Raw genomic sequence first — 19301 nt, forward strand, 5'->3', positions numbered from 1 at the left:
CGATGTGCTGGTGCGTCATCTCGTCCAAGTGGTGAACCACTCCACCACGGCCGGGTCGTCCGCTCCGCTCTTGGCGAGCTCGACCTGGGGGTCGAAGCCTTGCAGAATGCGCTTGACGGGCACCTCCAGCTTCTTGCCCGTGGCGGTGCGCGGAACCTCCGGGATCTCGTAGATGGCATCCGGCACGTGACGAGGCGACGCGCTGGTGCGCAGCGCATGGCGCAGTCGGGACTGCAGGTCGTCTGTGAGCTCGTCACCATCTCGCAGCTTCACGAAGAGAAGCAGGGTTCCGACGCCGCCGGCGGGGTCCTCCAGGTGCACCACCAGACTGTCGGCCACCTCGGCCTGCCGCTCGACGGCCGAGTAGACCTCGCTGGTCCCGATACGAACCCCACCTCGGTTGAGGGTGGCATCCGAGCGGCCCGTGACGACGCATGTTCCGTCGGCACCGAAGGAGATCCAGTCGCCGTGCGACCACACGTCCGGGAAGCGAGCGAAGTAGGCCTCGTGAAACCGGCGCCCGCCCTCGTCGTTCCAGAAGCCCAAGGGCATCGACGGCATCGGCTGCTGAATGACGAGCTCTCCATCTCCCGCGACGAGGGGCTCCCCATCAGACGAGTAGGCGGCCGCGTCCACGGCGAGCAACCGACATGCGATCGCGCCCGCGACGACGGGCAGCATCTGGTTGCCACCCACGATCGACCCTGCGACGTCCGTGCCGCCCGACGACGACGCCAGGTAGAGGTCGGTGCCGACAGCGTCGTAGACCCAGTGGAAGAGTGCCGCCGGCATCGGGGAGCCGCCCGCCGTCACGGTCCGCAACGAGGAGAGGTCGAACGCCTTGCGTGGGACGAGACCGGCATCGCGGCAGGCCGCCAGGAATCCAGGTGAGACACCGAGATAGGTGACCCGCTCGTCGGCGAGCCTCTGCCAGTAGCTCTCGAGCGTCGGGTGCATCGAGTCACCCTCCAGCGTGACCAGGGTGGAACCGGTCATGAGCGTTGAGATGCCGAGGTTCCAAGCGAGCCAGCCAGTCGAGGAGAACCAGAAGACGCGGTCCTCAGGGGTCAGGTCCTCGTGGAGAACGAACCACTTCAGGTGCTCGAGGACGAAACCGCCGTGACCGTGGACGATCGGCTTGGGCGCCCCGGTGGTGCCCGACGAGAACATGATCGCGACCGGGTGGTCGAACGGAACGGCCTCGAACGTCACGTCCCCGGAGAGCTCGGCACCGAACGCTCGTTCCCAGGCGATGGACCGACCGATGTCAGCCGTTCCGGCCGGGCCGCCGTGGTCCTCCGCATCCAGGAGTACCAGGTGGTGCACGGACGGCAGACGGTCACGGATCGCCTCGACCACGTCAGAGCGGTCGAAGTAGCGGCCGCGGTGCTGGTATCCCGGCACGGCGAGCATGACCTTCGGCTCCACCTGCTGCCAACGCGCCACGACGGCGTCGACGCCGAAGTCGGGAGCACACGACGTCCAGATCGCGCCCAGGCCGGCAGTGGCAAGCATCGCCGCAATGGACTCCGGGCGGTTGGGAAGGAACGCGGCGACCCGGTCGCCGGCCCCGACGCCGAGCTCGAGGAGGCCCACCTGGATCCTCGCCACGTCGGCGCGCAGCTGCGAGCGCGTGACTTCGCGACGATCACCCGCCTCCGTGTACGCGACGACGGCGGTCGACTGGGAGTCGCCTGGAAGCATGCAGTGCTCCGCGTAGTTGAGTGTGGCTCCCGGGAACCAGGACGCGTTCGGGAAGCCGCCCTGGAGAATGTCAGCGGCGCGCGTGTGGAACCGAACCCCTAGGAACTCGGCTGCGGCGGACCAGAATCGAGCGACGTCCTCGACGGACCAGCGATGCAGCGCCTCGTAGCCGGCGAAGGACGTGCCTTCGCGCTCCTCCACCCACCGGGCGAACCGCTCCATGTTTGAGGGGAACTGCGCGATCCGCTGTTCGGGGGTCCAGACGACCCGACGCTGCTGCTCCGGCACGGCCCGGCCTCCAGGTGCTCCTCGCGCTCAGTGTGACGGACAGCAACGTACGGCTCCCTCGAACGGTTCGTCAACAGGCCTGTTGACGAACCGAGATGCACTCGCTACTTTTACAAGGCACCCCCGTTCGCCGAAGGAGCTCACATTGTCTCGCCTACACGGCAAAGTCGTCGCGATCACCGGCGCCGCTGCCGGCATCGGCGCTGCTGCCTCGCGCACCTTCGCCGACAACGGCGCTCGCGTGGTCCTCGGCGACATCGACGTCACCGCGCTGGAGTCGCTGGTCGACGAGCTGCGGCAGAGCGGCTTCGACGTGAGCGGTCATCGCCTCGACGTGACCGACGAGGATTCGGTCGCCGCCTTCTTTGAGGCCGTCGACGACAGTCACGCTCGCCTCGATGCGCTCTTCAACTGTGCCGGTGGGTCCGCCTCGGAGGACGGGCCGGTGCACGAGCTCACCGTCGACGTCGTGCGCCGAGTCCTGGACCTCGAGCTGCTGAGCGTGATCCTGTGCTCCCGGTCTGCGGTCCCGCTGCTCAAGCGTGCTGGCGGTGGCGCAGTGGTCAACATGACGTCCTACTCGGCCTACCGCGGCACGGTGCAGATCCATGCGTACGCCGCCGCCAAGGGAGCCGTCGGTGCGTTGACGCTCTCGATGGCCGGCGCCTATGCGACCGACGGGATCCGCGTGAACGCGATCGCACCCGCGGCGGCGCTGAGCGAGAGGGCCAAGCGTCGCCTAGCCGAGGGGAACGTGGCGTCGCACCTGTCGTTCGACTGGGCGGACTACCCCTTCGCGATGGGTCCGCCCCAGTCGGTGGCCGACATCGCTCTCTTCCTGCTGAGCGACGAGTCACGGATGCTCACGGGCCAGGTGATCATGGCCGATGGCGGTCTGACCGCGTACTGACGAGGGCAAGAAGCCCTGCGCTCGCGGCCGCCAGGGCGCCGCCCGCATGCGGCCCCGTCGCCCCGGTGGTTCCCAGCAGGACGGAGGCAGCCGCGGTGCCCAGGCTTCGGTACAAGGTGTTTCGGGCGGCCGTGTGGGTCGCCGGACGCGGCGCCACGGCGGCAGCACACACCACGGGGAGTGCTGCGTAGGCCATCGAGATCCCGACGAAGCAGGCCAAGGTTCCCGCCACGACGACCCAGCTCGACTCCTGGGATAGGTTGAGGGCGAACCCCGCGGAGGCTGCCCCGCAGCCGGTCACCAAGGTGCGGCTCGCGGCGCGTCGCCCCCCACCCAGGGACGAGACGAGCACGGTCACTGCCGACAGGACGGCGCCCACCAGGCATATGACGAACGTACGTAGCCCCAGCGCATCACCCGCGGCGGGTGACGCAAGTCCGAGGGCCATGAGGTTCGCAAACATCGCGAAGCCAAGGAGTGCCGATGCAGCATGCAGGATCGGCAGCCGAAGGCCACTACGAAGGCGACCGCCGCCGATGCGCCCCTCCGATGGCGCGAGCCCGCGCGCCCGCCGATAGGCCACGACGGCGACAGCGGCCGCGGCCGTGACTAGCACGGATGCCGTGGTCCAACGCCCGAGCGAGGCCTGACTCATGGCCCCCAGCCCAACGGCCAGCGACAGGCCGGAGGTCAGGTCGGTGACGAGGTGGGCGTGCCGGTCGACCGCAAGGTCAGGGGTGGGTATGTCGACGGGGACGCCGGAGCTCGTGGAGACGTGTCCTGCTGTCGCCAGCCCAGCCAGCACCACCGCACCCACGATGGCGGGTCCGGCGAAGAGGAGCGACAGCCCGCCCACATCGAACAGCAGCGAGCCGACCGGAACGCCGAGCACCGTTCCGATCGCCAGCGCAGCACCTGCTCCGACGGCTCGCTGAGTCCCCCCAATCGCAGGAGTCAGGGCAACGGGCACCGCAACGGCCGACATGCCTTGGAGCAGCCGGGCAGCGATGAGGGCAGGCAGCGAGTCCGCGAACGCGGCTCCGAGAGCCGACCCCAGGCACAGTGCCCCTGCCGCACCCAGCACGACCCTCGTCGAACCGTGTGCGACGACGAGCGAGTTGCTGACCGTCACGGCGAGCGCAGCGGTGAGCAAGGTCGTGGTCATCAGCCAGGGCAGGACCGCAGCACTCGCGATCGGCTGGTCCGACGGCCAGCCCGGGGCGCCAATGAAGCTGGCGTGCGAGATGGCTGTCAACAACGTGAGGACGACCAGCAGCGCATCCTTAGATCGGCTACGCATCGGGTTCCGACTGTGCGCTGGGGCCCGCCGGCCCGCCGAGCCGGCCGGCCATCCCCGCCCTGGAGCTCAGGTGCGGTTGGGCAGGTAGAGCGCGATCTGCGGGAAGCAAATCACCGCGACGACGCACACCGCGACCGCAGCGCTGAAGAACATGATCCTCCAGTACATGATCCGGATGGGGATGTTCGCAACGCCGCTGACGACGAACGTGATGATGCCGACTGGTGGTGTGATGAGCCCCGTCAGCAGCATCATGATCGACAGCACGCCGAACCAGATGCCGTCGTACCCCAGAGCCAACACGATCGGCAGGGCCAGCGGCGTCATGATCACGAGGATCGCCGACTCGTCCATCAGGGCGCCTAGGACGAAGTAGATGACGAAGACGACGACGAGGATCAGCTGCGCCGGCACGGCGAGATCCGCCACCCAACGCGCGAGATCCTGGGGAATGCGCGTCACGGTGAGGAAGTACCCAAACATCTTCCCGGCGATCACCAGCAGGAAGACCATCGCGCTGATTCGCACACTCCGGCTGACGGCGTCCGAGAGCTCGGCTCGCGTGAGCCGCCGGGTCGCGAGCGCGTAGACCAGGGCGAGGAACGCTCCCACCGCACCCGCCTCGGAGGGTGTGAAGAGCCCTCCGTAAAGCCCTCCCATGCTGATGCCGAAGAGCACGGGTACCGGCCAGAGGAGAAGAAGCGCTCGCCCGATGGTGATGTTCGGTGGCGCGTTGACGGGTGGCGCGATGCTCGGGTCCCGAATGACCATCAGGTAGGCCGTGACCATCAGCACGACTGTGACGAGGATGCCCGGGAGAAGGGCGGCCAGGAGCACATCGCCGATGGGGAACTCCGTGAGGATGCCGTACAGCACGAGCAGTGCGCTCGGCGGGATCAGGGAGCCCAGGGTGCTCCCGGCCGCCGTGAGTGCCCCCGCGAAGCCCCTGTCGTAGCCATGGCGCTCCATCTCGGGTACGGCGACCAGGGACATCGTGGTCGCACCGGCGACCGCCGAGCCGTTCACCGCACCGAACAGGCTGCAGGCAGCGATGGTTGAGACCGCCAGGCCACCGCGGAGCCTGCGTGCGAACCGGTCCATCGCCTGGTAGACGTCCGCTCCCAGACCGGAGTTCGCCAGGAACATGCCCATCAGGACGAACATGGGCACCACGCTGAGCCCGAAGTTCGAGGCCTCCCGGAAGGCGTCCTGCCCGAATCGCGCCAATGAGGCCTCAGGCGTCGTGATCGCCGCGAAGCCAGCCACCGCGACAATCATCATCGAGACACCGACCGGAACCCTGAGTCCCATCAGCACCAGTAGGGCAACGATCCCCACGATGCCGACGGTGTCAGTCGAGAGGTCAGGCATGTGTGGTCTCCTTGCCAAGCACGGTCAACGCCGCACCCGCTGTCTCGAGTGCGAGTGCGGCAGTCCAGACCACCGCGCCAGCAGCGCACACGAGGGCGACGGCTGACACGGGGACGTGCCAGACCGCCGTCTCGTAGCCGCCGCGGTCCATCACGCCCGAGTAGGCGACGAACTGGCGAACCAGCACGACTCCCACGAGCGTGCAGAGTGCGTAGGCGAGTGCATCCACCAGCGCGGTAACCCGCGGCTTTGCCCGGTGGAAGAGGAGGTCGACGATGATGTGGTCGCCGCGGAGCTGTGCGTGCCCCATGCCGAGCCACACCAGGGCGGCGATGCCGACCTCGACCAGCTCCTGCGCGCCGGGCACGGGCTGATCGAGGAACCGCCTGCCAACGACGTTCGCCACGACGAGGAACATGACCGCCAGCAGCAGGACGCACGCGATCAGGTGCGAGAGTCCTGCTGCCAGCGACACGACCTTGCCGGCGGGACCGTGGGGTGTCTGAGGTGCCTCATCGAGCACCGCGATCTCATTCGAGACTGGCTGTTCCACTGGCGGTCGACCTCCTGGGCGTGTGCGGGGTCAGTTCTGGGCAGCGTCGCGCACGAAGTCGACGATCTCCTGCGCAGGCAGGCCGTCCGCGGAACGGTCCTGGATGTAGTCCTCGATCACCGTCTCACCCGCGGCGCGCCATTTATCGAGCTCGTCACCTTCGAGTACGGTCACTTCGACGCCAGCCTCGTCGACGGCGTCCAGGGCTGCCGCGTACGCGGAGTCGTAGGCCTCGGCGGCGCGGAGGGACAACTCCTCACCGCTGAGCCCTTCGATCGCTTCTTGCTGGTCCTCAGTGAGAGCATCCCACGCGTCCTGATTTGCCACTAGGAACCCTGTGTTCGTGTAGCAGTTGCAGATCACGCCATAGTTGATAAGGCCTTCAAGAAGATTGAGGGTCACCAGCCCGGAGTCAGCCACCATGAGCCCGTCGATGACGCCGCGGTCAATCGAGTCGTAGACCTCCGCACCTGGGATGACCGTTCCGGACCCCCCGAGCTGGTTGACCAGCTCAACCTGCGCGTTCCCGGGGGCACGAAGGGTCAGGCCCTTGACGTCCTCGAGAGTGGAGATTGGCTTCTTACTCGTCCAGAGGTCGCCGATGTCGTTGGCCCAGAGGCCGAGAACCTTCGTGTCGCCGTACTCCTCCTGGAACTCAGGGAACTCCTCCCAGACCTGCCACATGGTTTCGGTTCCCTCGACCGCGCTGTCGAACAGGAAAGGGAGTTCGACGACGTCGGTGATCGGGAAGCGGCCGGGCGTGTAGCTCGGAGCGCTGAAACCGAGGTCCTGCGCACCACTGTTGACGTTCTCGTACACCACGTCGCCGGCACCGAGAGCGCCGCCCGGAACGATCTCAATCTTGACTTTCCCGTCCGTGGCCTCCTCGACCTCCTCGGCCCACGGCTCGAGCACCTCGGTCTGGATCAGGTGCTCGGGGGCGAACGGGTGCCCAAGGGTCAAGGTCACCGAACCCCCGCCTTCACCCCCGTCCGCGCTAGAGCAAGCTGCGAGTCCGGAGGCACCAAGAATGACTGCCGCAGCCGGAACGGCCAGCCGTCGCGAGTAAGACACGGGCATAACGACTCCTCGGGGAGATGTGTCAACAGTGCTGTTGACGATTGTGACGACTGTCGCAGTCTGTAAGCGCCACTGTCAAGAGCCTCAATCACATCGACGCCCCGTCCGTCAACTGGCTAGTTGATTGGGTCTACGCCACCATCGGCGTCGCTGGTCGTCAGCCGATTCACGTGCATCCATGTGCCTTGCAGCCAACGTCGCTTGCGTCCCTGACGTACTGACTGACCGCGGGTCCGCGGGCTCGTCCACCACGCGGTTACCGCAATGGAGGGTCCGGCAGGGCCTTCGGGTGGACTCACCGCGGTGGCACGGCCGCCGTGCGACCACCCTTGAGGAAGAGCGACCCCAGTGCTGAATTCGCGCAGGACACGCATCATCTGATCGGCGGTATTTGAGCGATGGCTGATTGAACTGTGAACCCGCCTCAGGCTCTCGCGAGTACGTCGCCGCGCGCTCTGCCTCGCCTTCGCGCGGGCCTCAGAACCGCTCGCCAAGCACCTCATACATCGCCGGAGGTGACGCCATGCGACTGGGATTGCTTTGTCACGACGGCGTCGATACCGCTTCAACACTGAACAGATGCGTCGCGACGACCACCGTGTCGCCCCCCACTCTCGAGCGGGTAGTCGCACCCCCTCCTCGCCGACATCACGCGCATCAAGACAGTCACCGGTGCCCACCTCCTTGGCATGAAGGTGTCGAAGTGGTTCCACAGGTCGACCAAACGGCCACCTTTCCCCAGCCTGCAGGTCACAGAACCCCCCTCGATCTGCAAGAGGTGTATGTCGAAGAAGCAGAGGCGTACTGCTAGGACGGGCGCGGGGGTCTGCGACACCTAGAAGATGTGTGGAGACGCCTGGCGCTGAATCGTCGAACATGACCGGGTGCAGTGCTTGGGTGCGAGCGTGCATGCGGTCGTCGCCGTCACCGACAAGCGGTGGTCCGACTTCCTCGGCACGCGATCACACCTCACGGAGGCGAACTTCTGGACGCCGTCTAGCGTCGGGTTCCGGGCGCTGCAGCGACCTACACAAGTTGTTCCACGCTGGGTACCTCGGCCTCGATGACTGGGCCCGGCTGCGCGTAAGCCCTCGCCTCAAGTCGGAGTTCGGCAACGGCGTCGAGTTCTATGAGCGGAACTGCGTTGGGCACGCGATCTTGATGCTCGCGTGCCGCAGCTACGACCCGTAGCGCGAAGGCCCTGACCTTGCACACCGACACGGTGTTCAAGTCGGACTGAACGAATGACATTCGACTGGAGAGGGACCCCGCCTTCCGGCCCGCACGAACCCTGCCTCTCCCCCGCCCGCCTGGGACGGGCGAACCGGGACGGGCGCAAAATGGTGCTCTCTTCCTGCACAGTAGTGACATGGAGAACGCCGCCGGCTCTGCGCCGGAAGTGCCGCTGGACTCGAGTTGGCGGCAGCCTCGATAGAACCGCAGGTCAGACCGGTGATGCTGAATCAGCAGGACCGCGAGCTGGGATGGATGGAAGCCCGACGTCTCTCGGATTACGCGCCGCTCGACACTGACGTCATCGCCAGTTGGTGCGACCTGAAGCCACTGCACAGCGCCCAGAATGGGCTAGCTCGAAGTGGACCACGCCGGGCTGTTTGATCCGATCGGTTGGAGACCGCGCAATTCGGGGCTGAGCGGCTCAGAATTTGGGCAAGATGTCCTTGGCAGCGTCGACCACTTTGGCCAGTACGCGCCGGTCGTCGCCGCCGCTGGCCCAGGCCGGGTCCTGCTGCAGTGGCCCCATCGGGTCCGAGTTCTCAGGCGCCGTCCTTGGCGAGGCGAGCTCACGTCTGAAGGATTCGTCGAGTCCCATGAGGCGGTGTCCCTGTGGCAGCAGGATCGTCTGGAAGTCGCCGTCGATGACGACCAAGTCGTGATGGAGGCTCTCGACCAGCGCCTCGACCGTTGGGCGAGGTACGTCGGTGAGGCTGCCTACCGGGGTGCCGGCAAGGGCTGTCGGCAGCAGCGGCACATTGACCTGCGGTCGCTTGAGACCGGCGTGTGAGCTGTAGGCCTCGATTAGCGCGTTGTAGCGCACCTGGTCGGGTCCGCCCACGTCGAAGTGGCGCGAGGGACCTGTGTACTCCAGCGCTCCGACCAGCGCCTCGAGCACGTCGACGACGGCGATCGGCTGCACCATGGAGTCCATCCACGACGGCACGGTGTGCACGGGTATCCGTTCGCTGGCCTGGCGGATGATCTCGAAGGAGGTGGACCCGCTGCCCAGGAGTACCGCAGCGCGCAGCACGACGACGATCGCGGGCACATCGCTGAGAATCTGTTCGACGTCGCGTCGAGAGCTGATGTGCTCGGAGAGCTCGGACTCACCGACGTCGGGGACGAGCCCGGAGAGATAGACGACCCGGTCGACAGCCTGGGCACGCACACCCGCCGCGAGGTTGCTGGCTGCCTTGCGGTCGGTCTCGGCAAAGTCGTCGCCGCCCATCCCGTGGATCAAGTAATAGACCGCGCCCATGCCCTCACAGGCGGCCGTGACCTGGTCCGGGTCAAGCGCGTCCATGACGACGGTCTCCACCCGGTCGCCCCACCACGGCTGCTCGCGATCCGGGTTGGTCGTGGTGGTGCGCACCTCATCACCGCGCTCGAGCAACAAGGGCACCAGTCGCCCGCCGACGTAACCGGTCGCGCCGGTGACCAGGATCTTCAACTCGTGAGGCTGTCACACCAGTGGTCGCCGCCGCCGTGCCCGGATGGCCGATCCGTGCGGATGGGCCACACCCGGACACTCCCGTCAGGCCAGTCGGTAGACCTTGAGCAGGTTGTGGGTTGGGCAGATCAGCTTCCACTCACTGTCCGCGGCGGTCAGGCCCCGTCGGGAGACGGTTCGGATGCGTCGGTTGTGTTTGATCTGGGCGAAGACGGGCTCGATGCTCGGGGCTCTCTGCTTGTAGGTCTTTCGGCCTCGCGGACTGTCGAGCTTGGCGATCATCGTTGTGGTCAGCGGGTCCGGATCACCGGCCCGGCGCCGTCGTAGGAGCTGGACCCGTGCTCTGCTAACCCCGAGTTGCTCGGATGCTTCCAGCGTGTCGATCTCGCCGGCCTCGACACGATCGAGGATCGCGGTGCGGGCCTGTTCGGTCTCGGCGATCTTCTTCAGTTGCCGCGCTCGCCCAGGAGCGATGAACGACGCCACACCCTTCATGGCGACGGTGTCGACACTCCAATACCCCGCGTCCGCGACCACCCTGCGGACCCGGCGTCGCTCCCCGGCGGCCTTGAGATTCTTCTTCGCCGCGGTGATCATCGGTGCAGACGCGGGAGCGTCCATCACGAGGTTGGTGACCTCCGCGGCGAGCACGAACTGGTCAGTGGTCGCGACGGCCTGGGCGTTGTAGCCCTGCACGTAGCCGTCCTTGGTCTTAAGCAGCCGGCTGTCTGGATCCGTCAGGTTGGCTTGCCGCCGTGATTTGTGCGTCGCCGAGCCCGGCGTGGGACGTCGCCCCCGGATCGGCTTGCCGGTGGCCGCCTCCTTCTCGGCACGTCTGGCCAGGTGCGCCTCATAGGACTTCTCCGCGGCCTCAGCCTCAAGATCATCGAGCAGGGCACGCAGCCGTGCGCACCGTCCGCTCCGGGTGCGAAGTCCACCGTCGGAGTCACCATCAGCGTGTCGACCAGCGGTGTCGGCCTCGGCGTCCTCGGCTGCGTCGGTCGCGGCCACTTCGGCCAGGATCTCCGCGGCGATCTGCTCGGCGGTGCGGCTGGCATCCCGGGAGGCGTTGGCGTTCAACTTCGTGCCGTCGATCGCGACCAGCCCGGGGCGCAACAGCTCAGCGCGTGCGCATACCGCGAGGACCTAGCCGAACAGGCCCGCGATCGCCGCCTCGCGGCTGGCCCGGAACCGCGCGATCGTGGCGTGGTCAGGCTGCTGGTTGGCCGCAACCACCCGAAAGCAACGTCCTCGACCAGCCGCCTCTCGATCCTGCGGCTGGAACGCTCACCCACGCAGTAGGAGTAGACCAGCAGCGCGAGCATCATCTGCGGGTCGTACGCGGCCCCGCCACGGTCGTCGAGCCGGTAGGCAGTCAAGAACGAGGACATGTCGAGCTCGGCGACGACATCGATCACGAACCACGCCAGATGATCCTCGGGCAGCCAGTCGGCCACAAGGGAGGCGTCAGCAGCTGCTCTCGATCGACCCTGGTGAAGTTGTAGGCCACGCCCTGAGTATTTCGGTTCAACCGCCGGCGACACCGCTGCGCAACGCGGAACGATGGGCCGATTCGTGCGACAGTCTCTCGTCCTCAGCTTTCCTCATCTGCTCCGCACAATGTCATGGGAACGTCCTGCGTGCCGAGAGCTGAGTGACCGACTTTGCGCAGCGGAGCCGTTATTGGGGCGTTGCGGGGTCTCGTCGCGTGTGTAGCCAGCCGTGAGCGGGTACCGATGGCACATGAGCGCTCTCGATTCGGCGGTCCGCGCCGCCTCGTACACCGGTGGTCAGATGCTCGGCGCCGCAACTCGGATGATCGCCGCCCGGCCGGCTACCAAGCCACTGCACCCCCGGGGCTCTGTCGTTCAGGGCACCCTGCGCCGGGTCGGTACCCAGGGCCTGACCGGCGCAGGCTGGCTGGACCAGGCAGGCGAGGACCTCGTGCTGGTCCGGCAGTCCCGAGCAATCGGACTACCGCCTCCCGTCCCCGACATCCATGGCCTTGCCATCCGGGTGCCGACGGAGGGGGGCCGCGGCGGCGACTTGTTGTTCGCTTCGACGGGGCTCGGACGGCTCACCCGCTTCACGCTCACCGCTGCCCGGTCGCCGTACCGGAGACCGATGACCACGTTGCTGCCATATCGCACACCTGTCGGAGCGGTACTTCTCTCCGCGGTGTTCCGAGACGAGGGCAGCGTCAAGCTGGCCTGGGCCACCCGCTCAGGCGGGTGGCATCCATTTGCCGACCTGTCGCTCCATACGGACCCGTCCGACCATGCAGACATGCCCGTGTCGTTCGACCCCGTCAGAAACGTACTGCCCGGCCTCGAGCTCTACGACTGGGTCCGCCAGCTCAGAGAGCCCTCCTACGCGACCGCCCGGCAGTCCCGCCGGCCCTGAATGACGGTCAGGCACCTCGGGTCAGAGGCACTGTCCTGCGGCCCGCCTGACAAGGCTTCTCCACCTCAGACAGGTCGGTCGTGCTCACCGGCCGTCGTGGTGTCCACGCTTGTCGCGGTCCCGCTTCGCAAGGAGCACTCCGAGCGCGATCATGCCGAGACCAAGCACGAGGTGGAGCCAGTTGTCAGCGTCGTTGAGTGGCACGAAGTTGGCCGCGCTCTCGTGGTCGATGAGCAGGCCGTAGATCCAAAGGACGAGGTAGATGGCCCCGCCACCGATCAAGTAGGCGCGTGCGCTGTCCCAAGTCCTGGCCATCGCAAGACCAGCGACACCGAAGAGCAGGTGGACGATGTTGTGGAGGATAGAGACTTCAAAGATGCCGAGCAGTTTCGCGTCTGACTCATGGCCTGCGAACTCCATCGTGGAGTAGTCGGTCGTGATGCCGGGGATAAAGCCCAAGATCCCGACCAAGAGGAACACAGCGCCTACCGCGCCGGCAGCGCGTTGCAGGTCCGACTTCTTCGTGTTCGTGCGTGCATCGACGTCCATGGCACAACCTCTCCTAAATCCCGGAAGCACCAGGATGGTGTGCAGATCGGTACCCGTTAACGGGCTCCCTAGTCGCCACACCTGCACCGTGATTCCCAGGCACCCCAGGGCAACGGCGGGACCCAGACGCACGCACGTACCCAACCCGTTGGCATTTGCCGCCGCATGAGTGCGTCTATTCGCCGCGACTGGGTGTCGCCCTGCTTCTGAGGATCAGAGGAGGGCCGACACTCAATTCGAGGCGGAGAGGTCCGGCCGCAGAGCGCTGACGAAGTTTGTGGTCTCACCGGGCGCCGGCCGGCGCTCGACTGGGTAAGCGAGCGCCCCCGGGGCACCCCGTGAGCAGGACAGTTCTACTCGGGCCAGCAGGTCGGCACGATCATGGCTGAACGTTCGACCTCCTTATCATCACTGTCCATCAACCACCCTTGCGGTGAGGTGCGTCGGCACGCATCCCAGTCGGTCGCGCCACCAAGGGATCGCTCAGTATCCGCGCCGCCGGCGTCCGCCACGGGAGTTGGGTTATGTGCGCCGCCCCACGGAATGGGTTTGGGCGACGGCCCACTGCACCAGGTCGCGTGCGGGACCGGCCGGCGGGTTGGCCCCGCGAGTCCAGACCGCGTGCAGTCGGCGGGACAAGTCGAGTCCGGCGACGCGGATGGGCGTCAGGCGTCCGCTGGCGATGTCGTCGCGGACCGCGTACACGCTCAGGGCGGCTGGCCCAGCGCCTGCCGCTACGGCCGCCCGCACCGCAGCAGTGCTGGCCAGCTCCAGAGCCGGTGGTGCAAGGGGCAGGTCACGCAGAGCGCGCTCGAGCACGGTGCGGGTGCCGGAGCCTGCTTCCCGCACGACCAGTGGCGTGGACGCGAGCGTCGCGGGCCTGACCCGTCTGCTCGAGCGTTGAGCCCACGGGTGTGCCGGACCGACCACGACGACCAACTCATCGACGCCGATCAGGCGGTGACGCAGATTGGGCGGCGGCTGTGGCCCCTCCACGAAGCCGAGGTCCGCTGTCTCCGACGCCACGAGTTCGACGACCCGCTCGCTGTTGGCAGCTGTCATCGCGAACTCGGTACGCGCGACACCGAGACTCGCCTGATGTGTGCGAAAGGTGACCAGCCAGCCGGGCAGCAGGTACTCAGCGATGGTGAGGCTGGCCGCGATCTTGAGTTGGGCACGTCGGTCGTCGCGGAGCGCGGCGATGCCCGCATCGAGCTGCTCGGCAGCATCCACGACGCGGCTCGCCCAGTGCACCACCAGGTCGCCGGTCTGGGTCAGCGCAGATCCCCGTCGAGTGCGCATGAGCAGCGGCGCGCCGACCAGCGTCTCCGCCGTGCGGATCCGCGACGACGCGGCCTGCTGACTGATCCCCAACTCAGCGGCCGCAGCGGAGAGACTGCCAGTCCGGGCGACGACCACCAGCAGTTCGAGTGTCCGCAGCTCTGGCACATGCGGACCCACCATGGGTCACAAGACTACCTTGTGACAGCACAACCAGATGCTCGTTCCGAACTGGACCGTGTTCTCGCAGACTTGTTCCATGACTCTTCGCGTAGCCGTCGTCGGCGCCGGCCCGGCCGGCATTTACACGGCGGACCACCTGGTCAAGTCCGACACAGGCGTGTCCGTCGACATCCTGGAGCGACTCCCGGCCCCCTTCGGACTCGTGCGGTACGGCGTGGCACCTGACCATCCGCGGATCAAGGAGATCGTAAAGGCACTGCAGCGCGTACTGGCCAACCCCAGGGTCCGACTCCTGGGCAACGTCGACCTCGGCATCGACCTGAAGCTCGACGAGCTGCGCACCTACTACGACGCCGTCGTGATTGCGACCGGCGCGATGACTGACCGCCCGCTCGGCATCGTGGGCGAGGACCTGCCAGGATCCTTTGGTGCTGCCGACTTCGTGTCCTGGTACGACGCGCACCCCGACGTGCCGCGTTCCTGGCCGCTCACCGCGAAGAGCGTCGCCGTCGTCGGAGCCGGGAACGTCGCACTCGATGTCGCCCGTGTGCTCGCCAAGACAGCCGACGAGATGCTCACCACAGACATCCCGGAGCACGTTCATGCAGGACTGCAGGCAAATCGGGCCACCGACGTTCACGTGTTCGCACGCCGAGGCCCGGCGTACGTGAAGTTCTCCCCTCTCGAACTGCGCGAGCTCGCGCACTCACCGAACATCGACGTGGTGGTCCACCCCGAGGGATTCGAGGTCGACAAGGCGAGCATGGAGCACATCGCCACCAACAAGCAGGCGAAGATCGTCCTGGACACACTGGCGAACTGGGTCGGGCGCGAGCCCACCGGTAAGCCGCACCGGATCCACCTGCACTTCCTCGAGCAGCCGGTCACGATCCATGGCGACCACCGTGTGGAGGCGCTGCGCACCGAGCGCACCCAACTGGTCGGCGACGGCACGGTCATCGGTACGGGAGAGGAGACGGTTTGGGACGTGCAGGCCGTCTATCGAGCCATCGGGTACCGCAGCACCCCGCTTCCAGGGCTGCCGTTCGACGACACTGCCGGAGTGATCCCGAACTCAGGCGGCCGGGTGCTCAATCTCGCCGACGAGCCGATCCCCAGCATCTACGTGACCGGGTGGATCAAACGTGGACCGATAGGTCTCATCGGCCACACCAAGAGCGACGCGGCCGAGACCGTTACCCACCTGCTCGCCGAGACCAGACCCACTGCCACCAAACGCGAGCCGCAGGCGATCGAGGACCACCTGACCGACCGGGGCGTCGACTTCACCACCTTCGCGCACTGGGAGCGCGTGGACGCCCACGAGCTCTCTCTTGGGCGGCCCACCAAACGCCCCCGAGTCAAGGTCGCGGGGCGTGAGGAAATGCTGCTCGCTGGCCGATAGATACAAAGCAATCGCACGCTTTCCAACGTTGGGTCCAGCTGTGTCAATGCGCCGCCTGTCGGGCATGGAGACGCGCCGACTCACCCTGGGGTTGCTGCTTTGTCCTCGGGACTCGTCGCCTCAGGTTTGCCAGAAGAACTGGCACATTTGGCCGGCCGCTGTCTCGCCTCCTGAGGATGTAGTTGACCATGCTCACGGTCGACTACCATCGCTTGACCCTGGGGAGGGATGGATGAGCGTGGGCGACGACGCTACGAAACGGGTGAGCGAGTTCGCCCAACTGGCTCACGCCATTGCGGCTGCTCCGGACGAAGACGCCCGGCTCCAATTGGTGGTTGACTCTGCGGTCTCGTTGATCAGGCGAGTCGACCATGCTGGCATCACGATCAACGCGAAGCCTGGACTAGCCACGCGAGTGAGTAGTGACGACGTGGTCTCGCGTGCCAACGAGATGCAGAACGAGCTGGGTGAAGGGCCGTGCCTAGACGCCCTGCGTGACGCCGACACCCTGATCAGCTCTGACTTGACCCGCGAGGAGCGTTGGCCCCGGTGGGCGGCGCGGGTGCGCCATGAGATTGGCGTGAACTCCGTGATGTCGCTGCTCGTCTACACCGACAGGCACTCTTTTGGTGCGCTGAGCCTCTATGCCCAGCAAGGCAAGCGCTTCGACCAGGATGATCTCGTTGTGAGCCAGTCCCTTGCTGGGCACCTCGCTGTCATCATGGCCGCGGAGCGGGAGATCGAGCAGCTCGGGTCTGCCCTGCACACGCGGATCATCATCGGGCAGGCGGAAGGCATCTTGATGGAGCGTTTCGACATCAACGTGGACCAGGCGTTCGACTACCTGCGGCGAGTGTCGTCGCATACCAACCGGAAACTCGTCGACATAGCCACCGATATCGCGCGCACCCGGAAGCTCCCCGACTCGAGATGAAGATGGGACCCGCCCACTTGGGTTGCGAGGGCCCCCAAATGGGTTGAGGATGTGCCGCACTCAACACTCGCGCGAACGCACAGGTCGTTCACGACCATCGTTGGGAGGGCGCACTGCGTCCCTTTGCCGCGTTCGCCCCTACGTGACCGGTGCGGCGGTGTGTTCGCCAGCCGCATCGGTCGAGGCTGTCAAAACATGCTCGGACTACTCACTGCGACTGCTGCACGAGCCGGCACCAGGACGCCTGCGTCTATGCGCCGCCTTACGGACACACAAGACCTTGAGCAGAGGGAACATGTTGGTCCCTTCCAGGCACCTCCGCAGGTGTCTGTTGAGGACTACCCCGACATGTATCGGCCGGAGACGTCGGTGGCCCCGGAGGCGCCGGTGGCCGGGCTGAGCGCGGGCTCCCACCCAAGAGCCGCAAGGGAGTCTGCGATGTCGTCCTTGGCTCCGGAGACGTACCGTCGGAGCGTGAACTCCGCAGACTCGTGACCGGCCAACGTGGCGACGCGCGACGTCGGTTGCCCGACATCCTCGAGCTGCCAGGTCACGAACGTGTGACGCAGTGAGTGCCAGGTGAGGGACCACGTGCGTTGCCGCCGGGTCTTGCCCTCCCCCCACGGTTTCAACCCGTCACGGAAGGGCCAGTCGGCTGCCAGCGCGGCCGGCTCGAAGACATCGCGATGGAAGTTGCCCCCGAGCAGCCACGTGCCGCGCTCGGACGGGAACAGCAGACCGTTGGGGTTCGTGCCTGCCGCCCGCTCGTGCTCGATGGCCAACCGTCGTTCGATCGCCGCGGCCAACGGGAAGCCGGTCGGCGTGATCTGTGGGTAGGTGGTCCACCGGCGCTTGTTGCCCTTGGGCAGCGCGAGGCGGGGGCCGCCGATCGTCTCGAGGCGCCACTGCACTCTGATGCGGCCGTCGGTGTGGACCGTCGCGTCGTCCAGGACGGCGAGCTCGCCCCGACGGACGCCGGAGTAGGCAGCGAGCTCGACGGCCAGTGCTCGCCATTCCTTCCGTCCGCGACGTCGTCGCGTCGTCATCGCCTCGCGTAGCGCTCGTACCTGGTCGTGCGTAGGGCGCTGGTTTCGCGGAACGTACTCGGCGGGTCCGTCGCCCTGCTCGACGACCGTCGTGTCCCGGGCGCCGTGCCACCAGACGGTGCCGAGGTCGATGACCTGCGACTCGAGCAGGTAGTCACCCTGACGGAGTGCCCCGACGAGGGACCGAGCCGCTCTCCGGACGTTGCGGCCCTCGGACTCCGTCGGGGCGAGATTCACCGCGAGCTGTAGGTGGGCCCGGCGCAGGTCGAGGTGCCGGACCCCGCCGAACACTGGCCGGAGTAGCGCGTGGCGTAGTAGGTCATCGTCTTGGTGTGGGACTCGCCCCACGATCCCTTGGGCTTGGGTCGCTCCGGGGAGAGCCAGTAGTCGATTCCGACCGATGTACTGAACTCGGTCCGCGGCGTGGCTCCGGCGAGGAGCAGATGCTCGCGGGCGAGCGCCTTCGCCCACGCGGTGTCGAAGTACCTGCCGACGGAGGTGCCCTCCTGCGGGTTGCCCCAGGTGATCCGGTAGTACGGGACCAGCACGGTCGGGGCGTACATCGCCACCAGTCCTGCAGGGGTGTCCCAGGCGGCGTGCTCACCGTCGGGACGGGCCGGGTCGGCCGCTCGGTCGTAGGGCTGGGGGCGCGCCATGGTTAGTGACTCCGCCGTTCACCGGCTGGGGGGACATCCCGATCGGCATCGTGACGCGTGCGCCGCGGCACTCTCACCCGGGGCACGGGGTGCGCGAGACCGCTTGGAAGAGAGCAGTCCTCCTCGCCCCGTCGAGGTCGGGGCACGGTCTTGGAAGTACGTCTGGCGTCGACGTAGGCAAGGACCTCATGGGTGTACCAGCGGTAGCACGAGCCGGAGATGACCAGAGGATCGGGGAAGTCCGGTTCGCGAGTCCGGGCGTAGGCGGCAGTGCGGTGCAGTCGGAGCAGGCACGCGATGTCGTGGATGGTGAGCAGGGTCGGGAGGCCGGCCGCGAGGTCCGTTGGGGTTGTCCTGTGGTGCAGGTGGGCAAGCGGTGCCGAACCGTGCCGGTGCGTCCGCTCTGGCACCAACCGGGGCTCCCGGAACGGTGACCCGTATGGGAAGTTCATGTGAATCGGGGCCCGCGACGCATGGCGTCGCAGGTCAGGGCCGTCTGTGCAGCCGCCTCCTAAGCGAAAGGTCGCAAGTTCGACTCTTGCCTGGGGCACCACCACCGTCGTCGAGTACTTCGCTGCTCCGCCGACCAACAGTCGCAGGGACGACGGCCCGCGGACGACCTCGTAGAGGTCCCCCCCGATCTGGGCTTCCCGGGCAGCCGACAGGTAGCGGGCAGACAACGCGACCGGTCCGACCCGGGCGGGCGGTGGTGCGAGGATCGCCCGCTGGGCGGCCTCGGCCACCAAGGTGACTCCCGCCAGCCGCTCGGACTGCTGCTCGAAGCTGGCGGCTGTGTCCAGGGCGACCGCCACCCGGTCGGCCACGGCCTCGAGGAAGGCGCAGTCCTCCTCGCTGTAGCGACGGCCGGACTCAGCGTGGATGAGCGTCAACGTCCCGACGACGCCCCCATCGCGACCGGCCAGCGGCACGATGAGCGCGCTGGTGAGGCCCA

The 19301-nt window shown here is 67.0% G+C and carries 17 protein-coding genes; 4 read left to right on the forward strand and 13 right to left on the reverse strand.

The window, feature by feature from the left end; genetic code table 11:
* Positions 1 to 15 precede the first annotated feature (15 nt).
* Entirely contained in the window at positions 16 to 1992 is a 1977-nt protein-coding gene (locus JWN97_RS13005; RefSeq protein WP_297623183.1) for an acetoacetate--CoA ligase, read from the reverse strand.
* A 145-nt stretch (positions 1993 to 2137) separates the two neighbouring features.
* Here JWN97_RS13005 and JWN97_RS13010 point away from each other — a divergent pair, with 145 nt between their 5' ends.
* The gene (locus JWN97_RS13010; RefSeq protein ID WP_297623185.1) at positions 2138 to 2902 is read left to right on the forward strand and encodes an SDR family oxidoreductase; all 765 of its coding nucleotides are present in this window, start codon (positions 2138 to 2140) and stop codon (positions 2900 to 2902) included.
* On the opposite strand, the gene JWN97_RS13015 is transcribed toward JWN97_RS13010, so the two are convergent.
* The 7 genes from JWN97_RS13015 to JWN97_RS13045 form a co-directional block, all read right to left on the reverse strand.
* Complete coding sequence (locus JWN97_RS13015; protein WP_297623187.1) at positions 2871 to 4202, reverse strand: hypothetical protein; 1332 nt, start codon at positions 4200 to 4202, stop codon at positions 2871 to 2873. The genes JWN97_RS13010 and JWN97_RS13015 overlap by 32 nt on opposite strands.
* A gap of 66 nt (positions 4203 to 4268) precedes the next feature.
* A complete protein-coding gene (locus JWN97_RS13020; RefSeq protein ID WP_297623189.1) occupies positions 4269 to 5573 on the reverse strand; it encodes a TRAP transporter large permease in 1305 nt (434 codons plus the stop codon).
* Positions 5566 to 6096: a TRAP transporter small permease gene (locus JWN97_RS13025; RefSeq protein WP_297623190.1), complete on the reverse strand. Its 531-nt coding sequence runs from the start codon at positions 6094 to 6096 to the stop codon at positions 5566 to 5568. Before JWN97_RS13025 ends, JWN97_RS13020 begins: the two co-directional genes overlap by 8 nt.
* 60 nt (positions 6097 to 6156) lie before the next feature.
* On the reverse strand, positions 6157 to 7095 hold the full coding sequence (locus JWN97_RS13030; protein ID WP_297623192.1) for a TRAP transporter substrate-binding protein: 939 nt from the start codon (positions 7093 to 7095) through the stop codon (positions 6157 to 6159).
* 1768 nt (positions 7096 to 8863) lie between these two features.
* Positions 8864 to 9892: an NAD(P)H-binding protein gene (locus JWN97_RS13035; protein ID WP_297623194.1), complete on the reverse strand. Its 1029-nt coding sequence runs from the start codon at positions 9890 to 9892 to the stop codon at positions 8864 to 8866.
* A gap of 84 nt (positions 9893 to 9976) precedes the next feature.
* The gene (locus JWN97_RS13040; RefSeq protein WP_297623196.1) at positions 9977 to 11008 is read right to left on the reverse strand and encodes a transposase; all 1032 of its coding nucleotides are present in this window, start codon (positions 11006 to 11008) and stop codon (positions 9977 to 9979) included.
* A complete protein-coding gene (locus JWN97_RS13045) occupies positions 10969 to 11349 on the reverse strand; it encodes a transposase (RefSeq protein WP_297623198.1) in 381 nt (126 codons plus the stop codon). The genes JWN97_RS13040 and JWN97_RS13045 overlap by 40 nt, the downstream gene beginning before the upstream one ends.
* Positions 11350 to 11635: 286 nt before the next feature.
* Between JWN97_RS13045 and JWN97_RS13050 the strand changes: the two genes are divergently transcribed.
* Positions 11636 to 12295 (forward strand): hypothetical protein, encoded by a 660-nt coding sequence (locus tag JWN97_RS13050; RefSeq protein ID WP_297623200.1) that lies wholly within the window; start codon positions 11636 to 11638, stop codon positions 12293 to 12295.
* 84 nt (positions 12296 to 12379) lie between these two features.
* On the opposite strand, the gene JWN97_RS13055 is transcribed toward JWN97_RS13050, so the two are convergent.
* Both JWN97_RS13055 and JWN97_RS13060 read right to left on the reverse strand, forming a co-directional pair.
* Positions 12380 to 12844: a DUF4383 domain-containing protein gene (locus tag JWN97_RS13055; RefSeq protein WP_297623202.1), complete on the reverse strand. Its 465-nt coding sequence runs from the start codon at positions 12842 to 12844 to the stop codon at positions 12380 to 12382.
* A 522-nt stretch (positions 12845 to 13366) separates the two neighbouring features.
* Positions 13367 to 14308 carry a LysR family transcriptional regulator gene (locus tag JWN97_RS13060; RefSeq protein WP_297623204.1) on the reverse strand — a complete coding sequence of 314 codons (942 nt, stop codon included), beginning with the start codon at positions 14306 to 14308 and terminating at the stop codon, positions 13367 to 13369.
* Positions 14309 to 14342: 34 nt separating this feature from the next.
* Here JWN97_RS13060 and JWN97_RS13065 point away from each other — a divergent pair, with 34 nt between their 5' ends.
* Both JWN97_RS13065 and JWN97_RS13070 read left to right on the forward strand, forming a co-directional pair.
* A complete protein-coding gene (locus JWN97_RS13065; RefSeq protein WP_297623206.1) occupies positions 14343 to 15713 on the forward strand; it encodes an FAD-dependent oxidoreductase in 1371 nt (456 codons plus the stop codon).
* A gap of 232 nt (positions 15714 to 15945) precedes the next feature.
* On the forward strand, positions 15946 to 16647 hold the full coding sequence (locus JWN97_RS13070) for a GAF and ANTAR domain-containing protein (RefSeq protein ID WP_297623208.1): 702 nt from the start codon (positions 15946 to 15948) through the stop codon (positions 16645 to 16647).
* A gap of 338 nt (positions 16648 to 16985) precedes the next feature.
* Here JWN97_RS13070 and JWN97_RS13075 read toward each other — a convergent pair whose 3' ends face one another.
* From JWN97_RS13075 to JWN97_RS13085, 3 genes are all read right to left on the reverse strand, one after another.
* Complete coding sequence (locus JWN97_RS13075; RefSeq protein ID WP_297623210.1) at positions 16986 to 17930, reverse strand: tyrosine-type recombinase/integrase; 945 nt, start codon at positions 17928 to 17930, stop codon at positions 16986 to 16988.
* A complete protein-coding gene (locus tag JWN97_RS13080) occupies positions 17927 to 18349 on the reverse strand; it encodes a hypothetical protein (protein WP_297623212.1) in 423 nt (140 codons plus the stop codon). Before JWN97_RS13080 ends, JWN97_RS13075 begins: the two co-directional genes overlap by 4 nt.
* Positions 18350 to 18351: 2 nt before the next feature.
* Positions 18352 to 19301 (reverse strand): GAF domain-containing protein (locus JWN97_RS13085; RefSeq protein WP_297623214.1); only part of this gene is annotated, 950 nt, incomplete at its 5' end.

The sequence above is a fragment of the Nocardioides sp. genome (assembly GCF_025965415.1).
Classification (GTDB): Bacteria; Actinomycetota; Actinomycetes; order Propionibacteriales; family Nocardioidaceae; genus Nocardioides.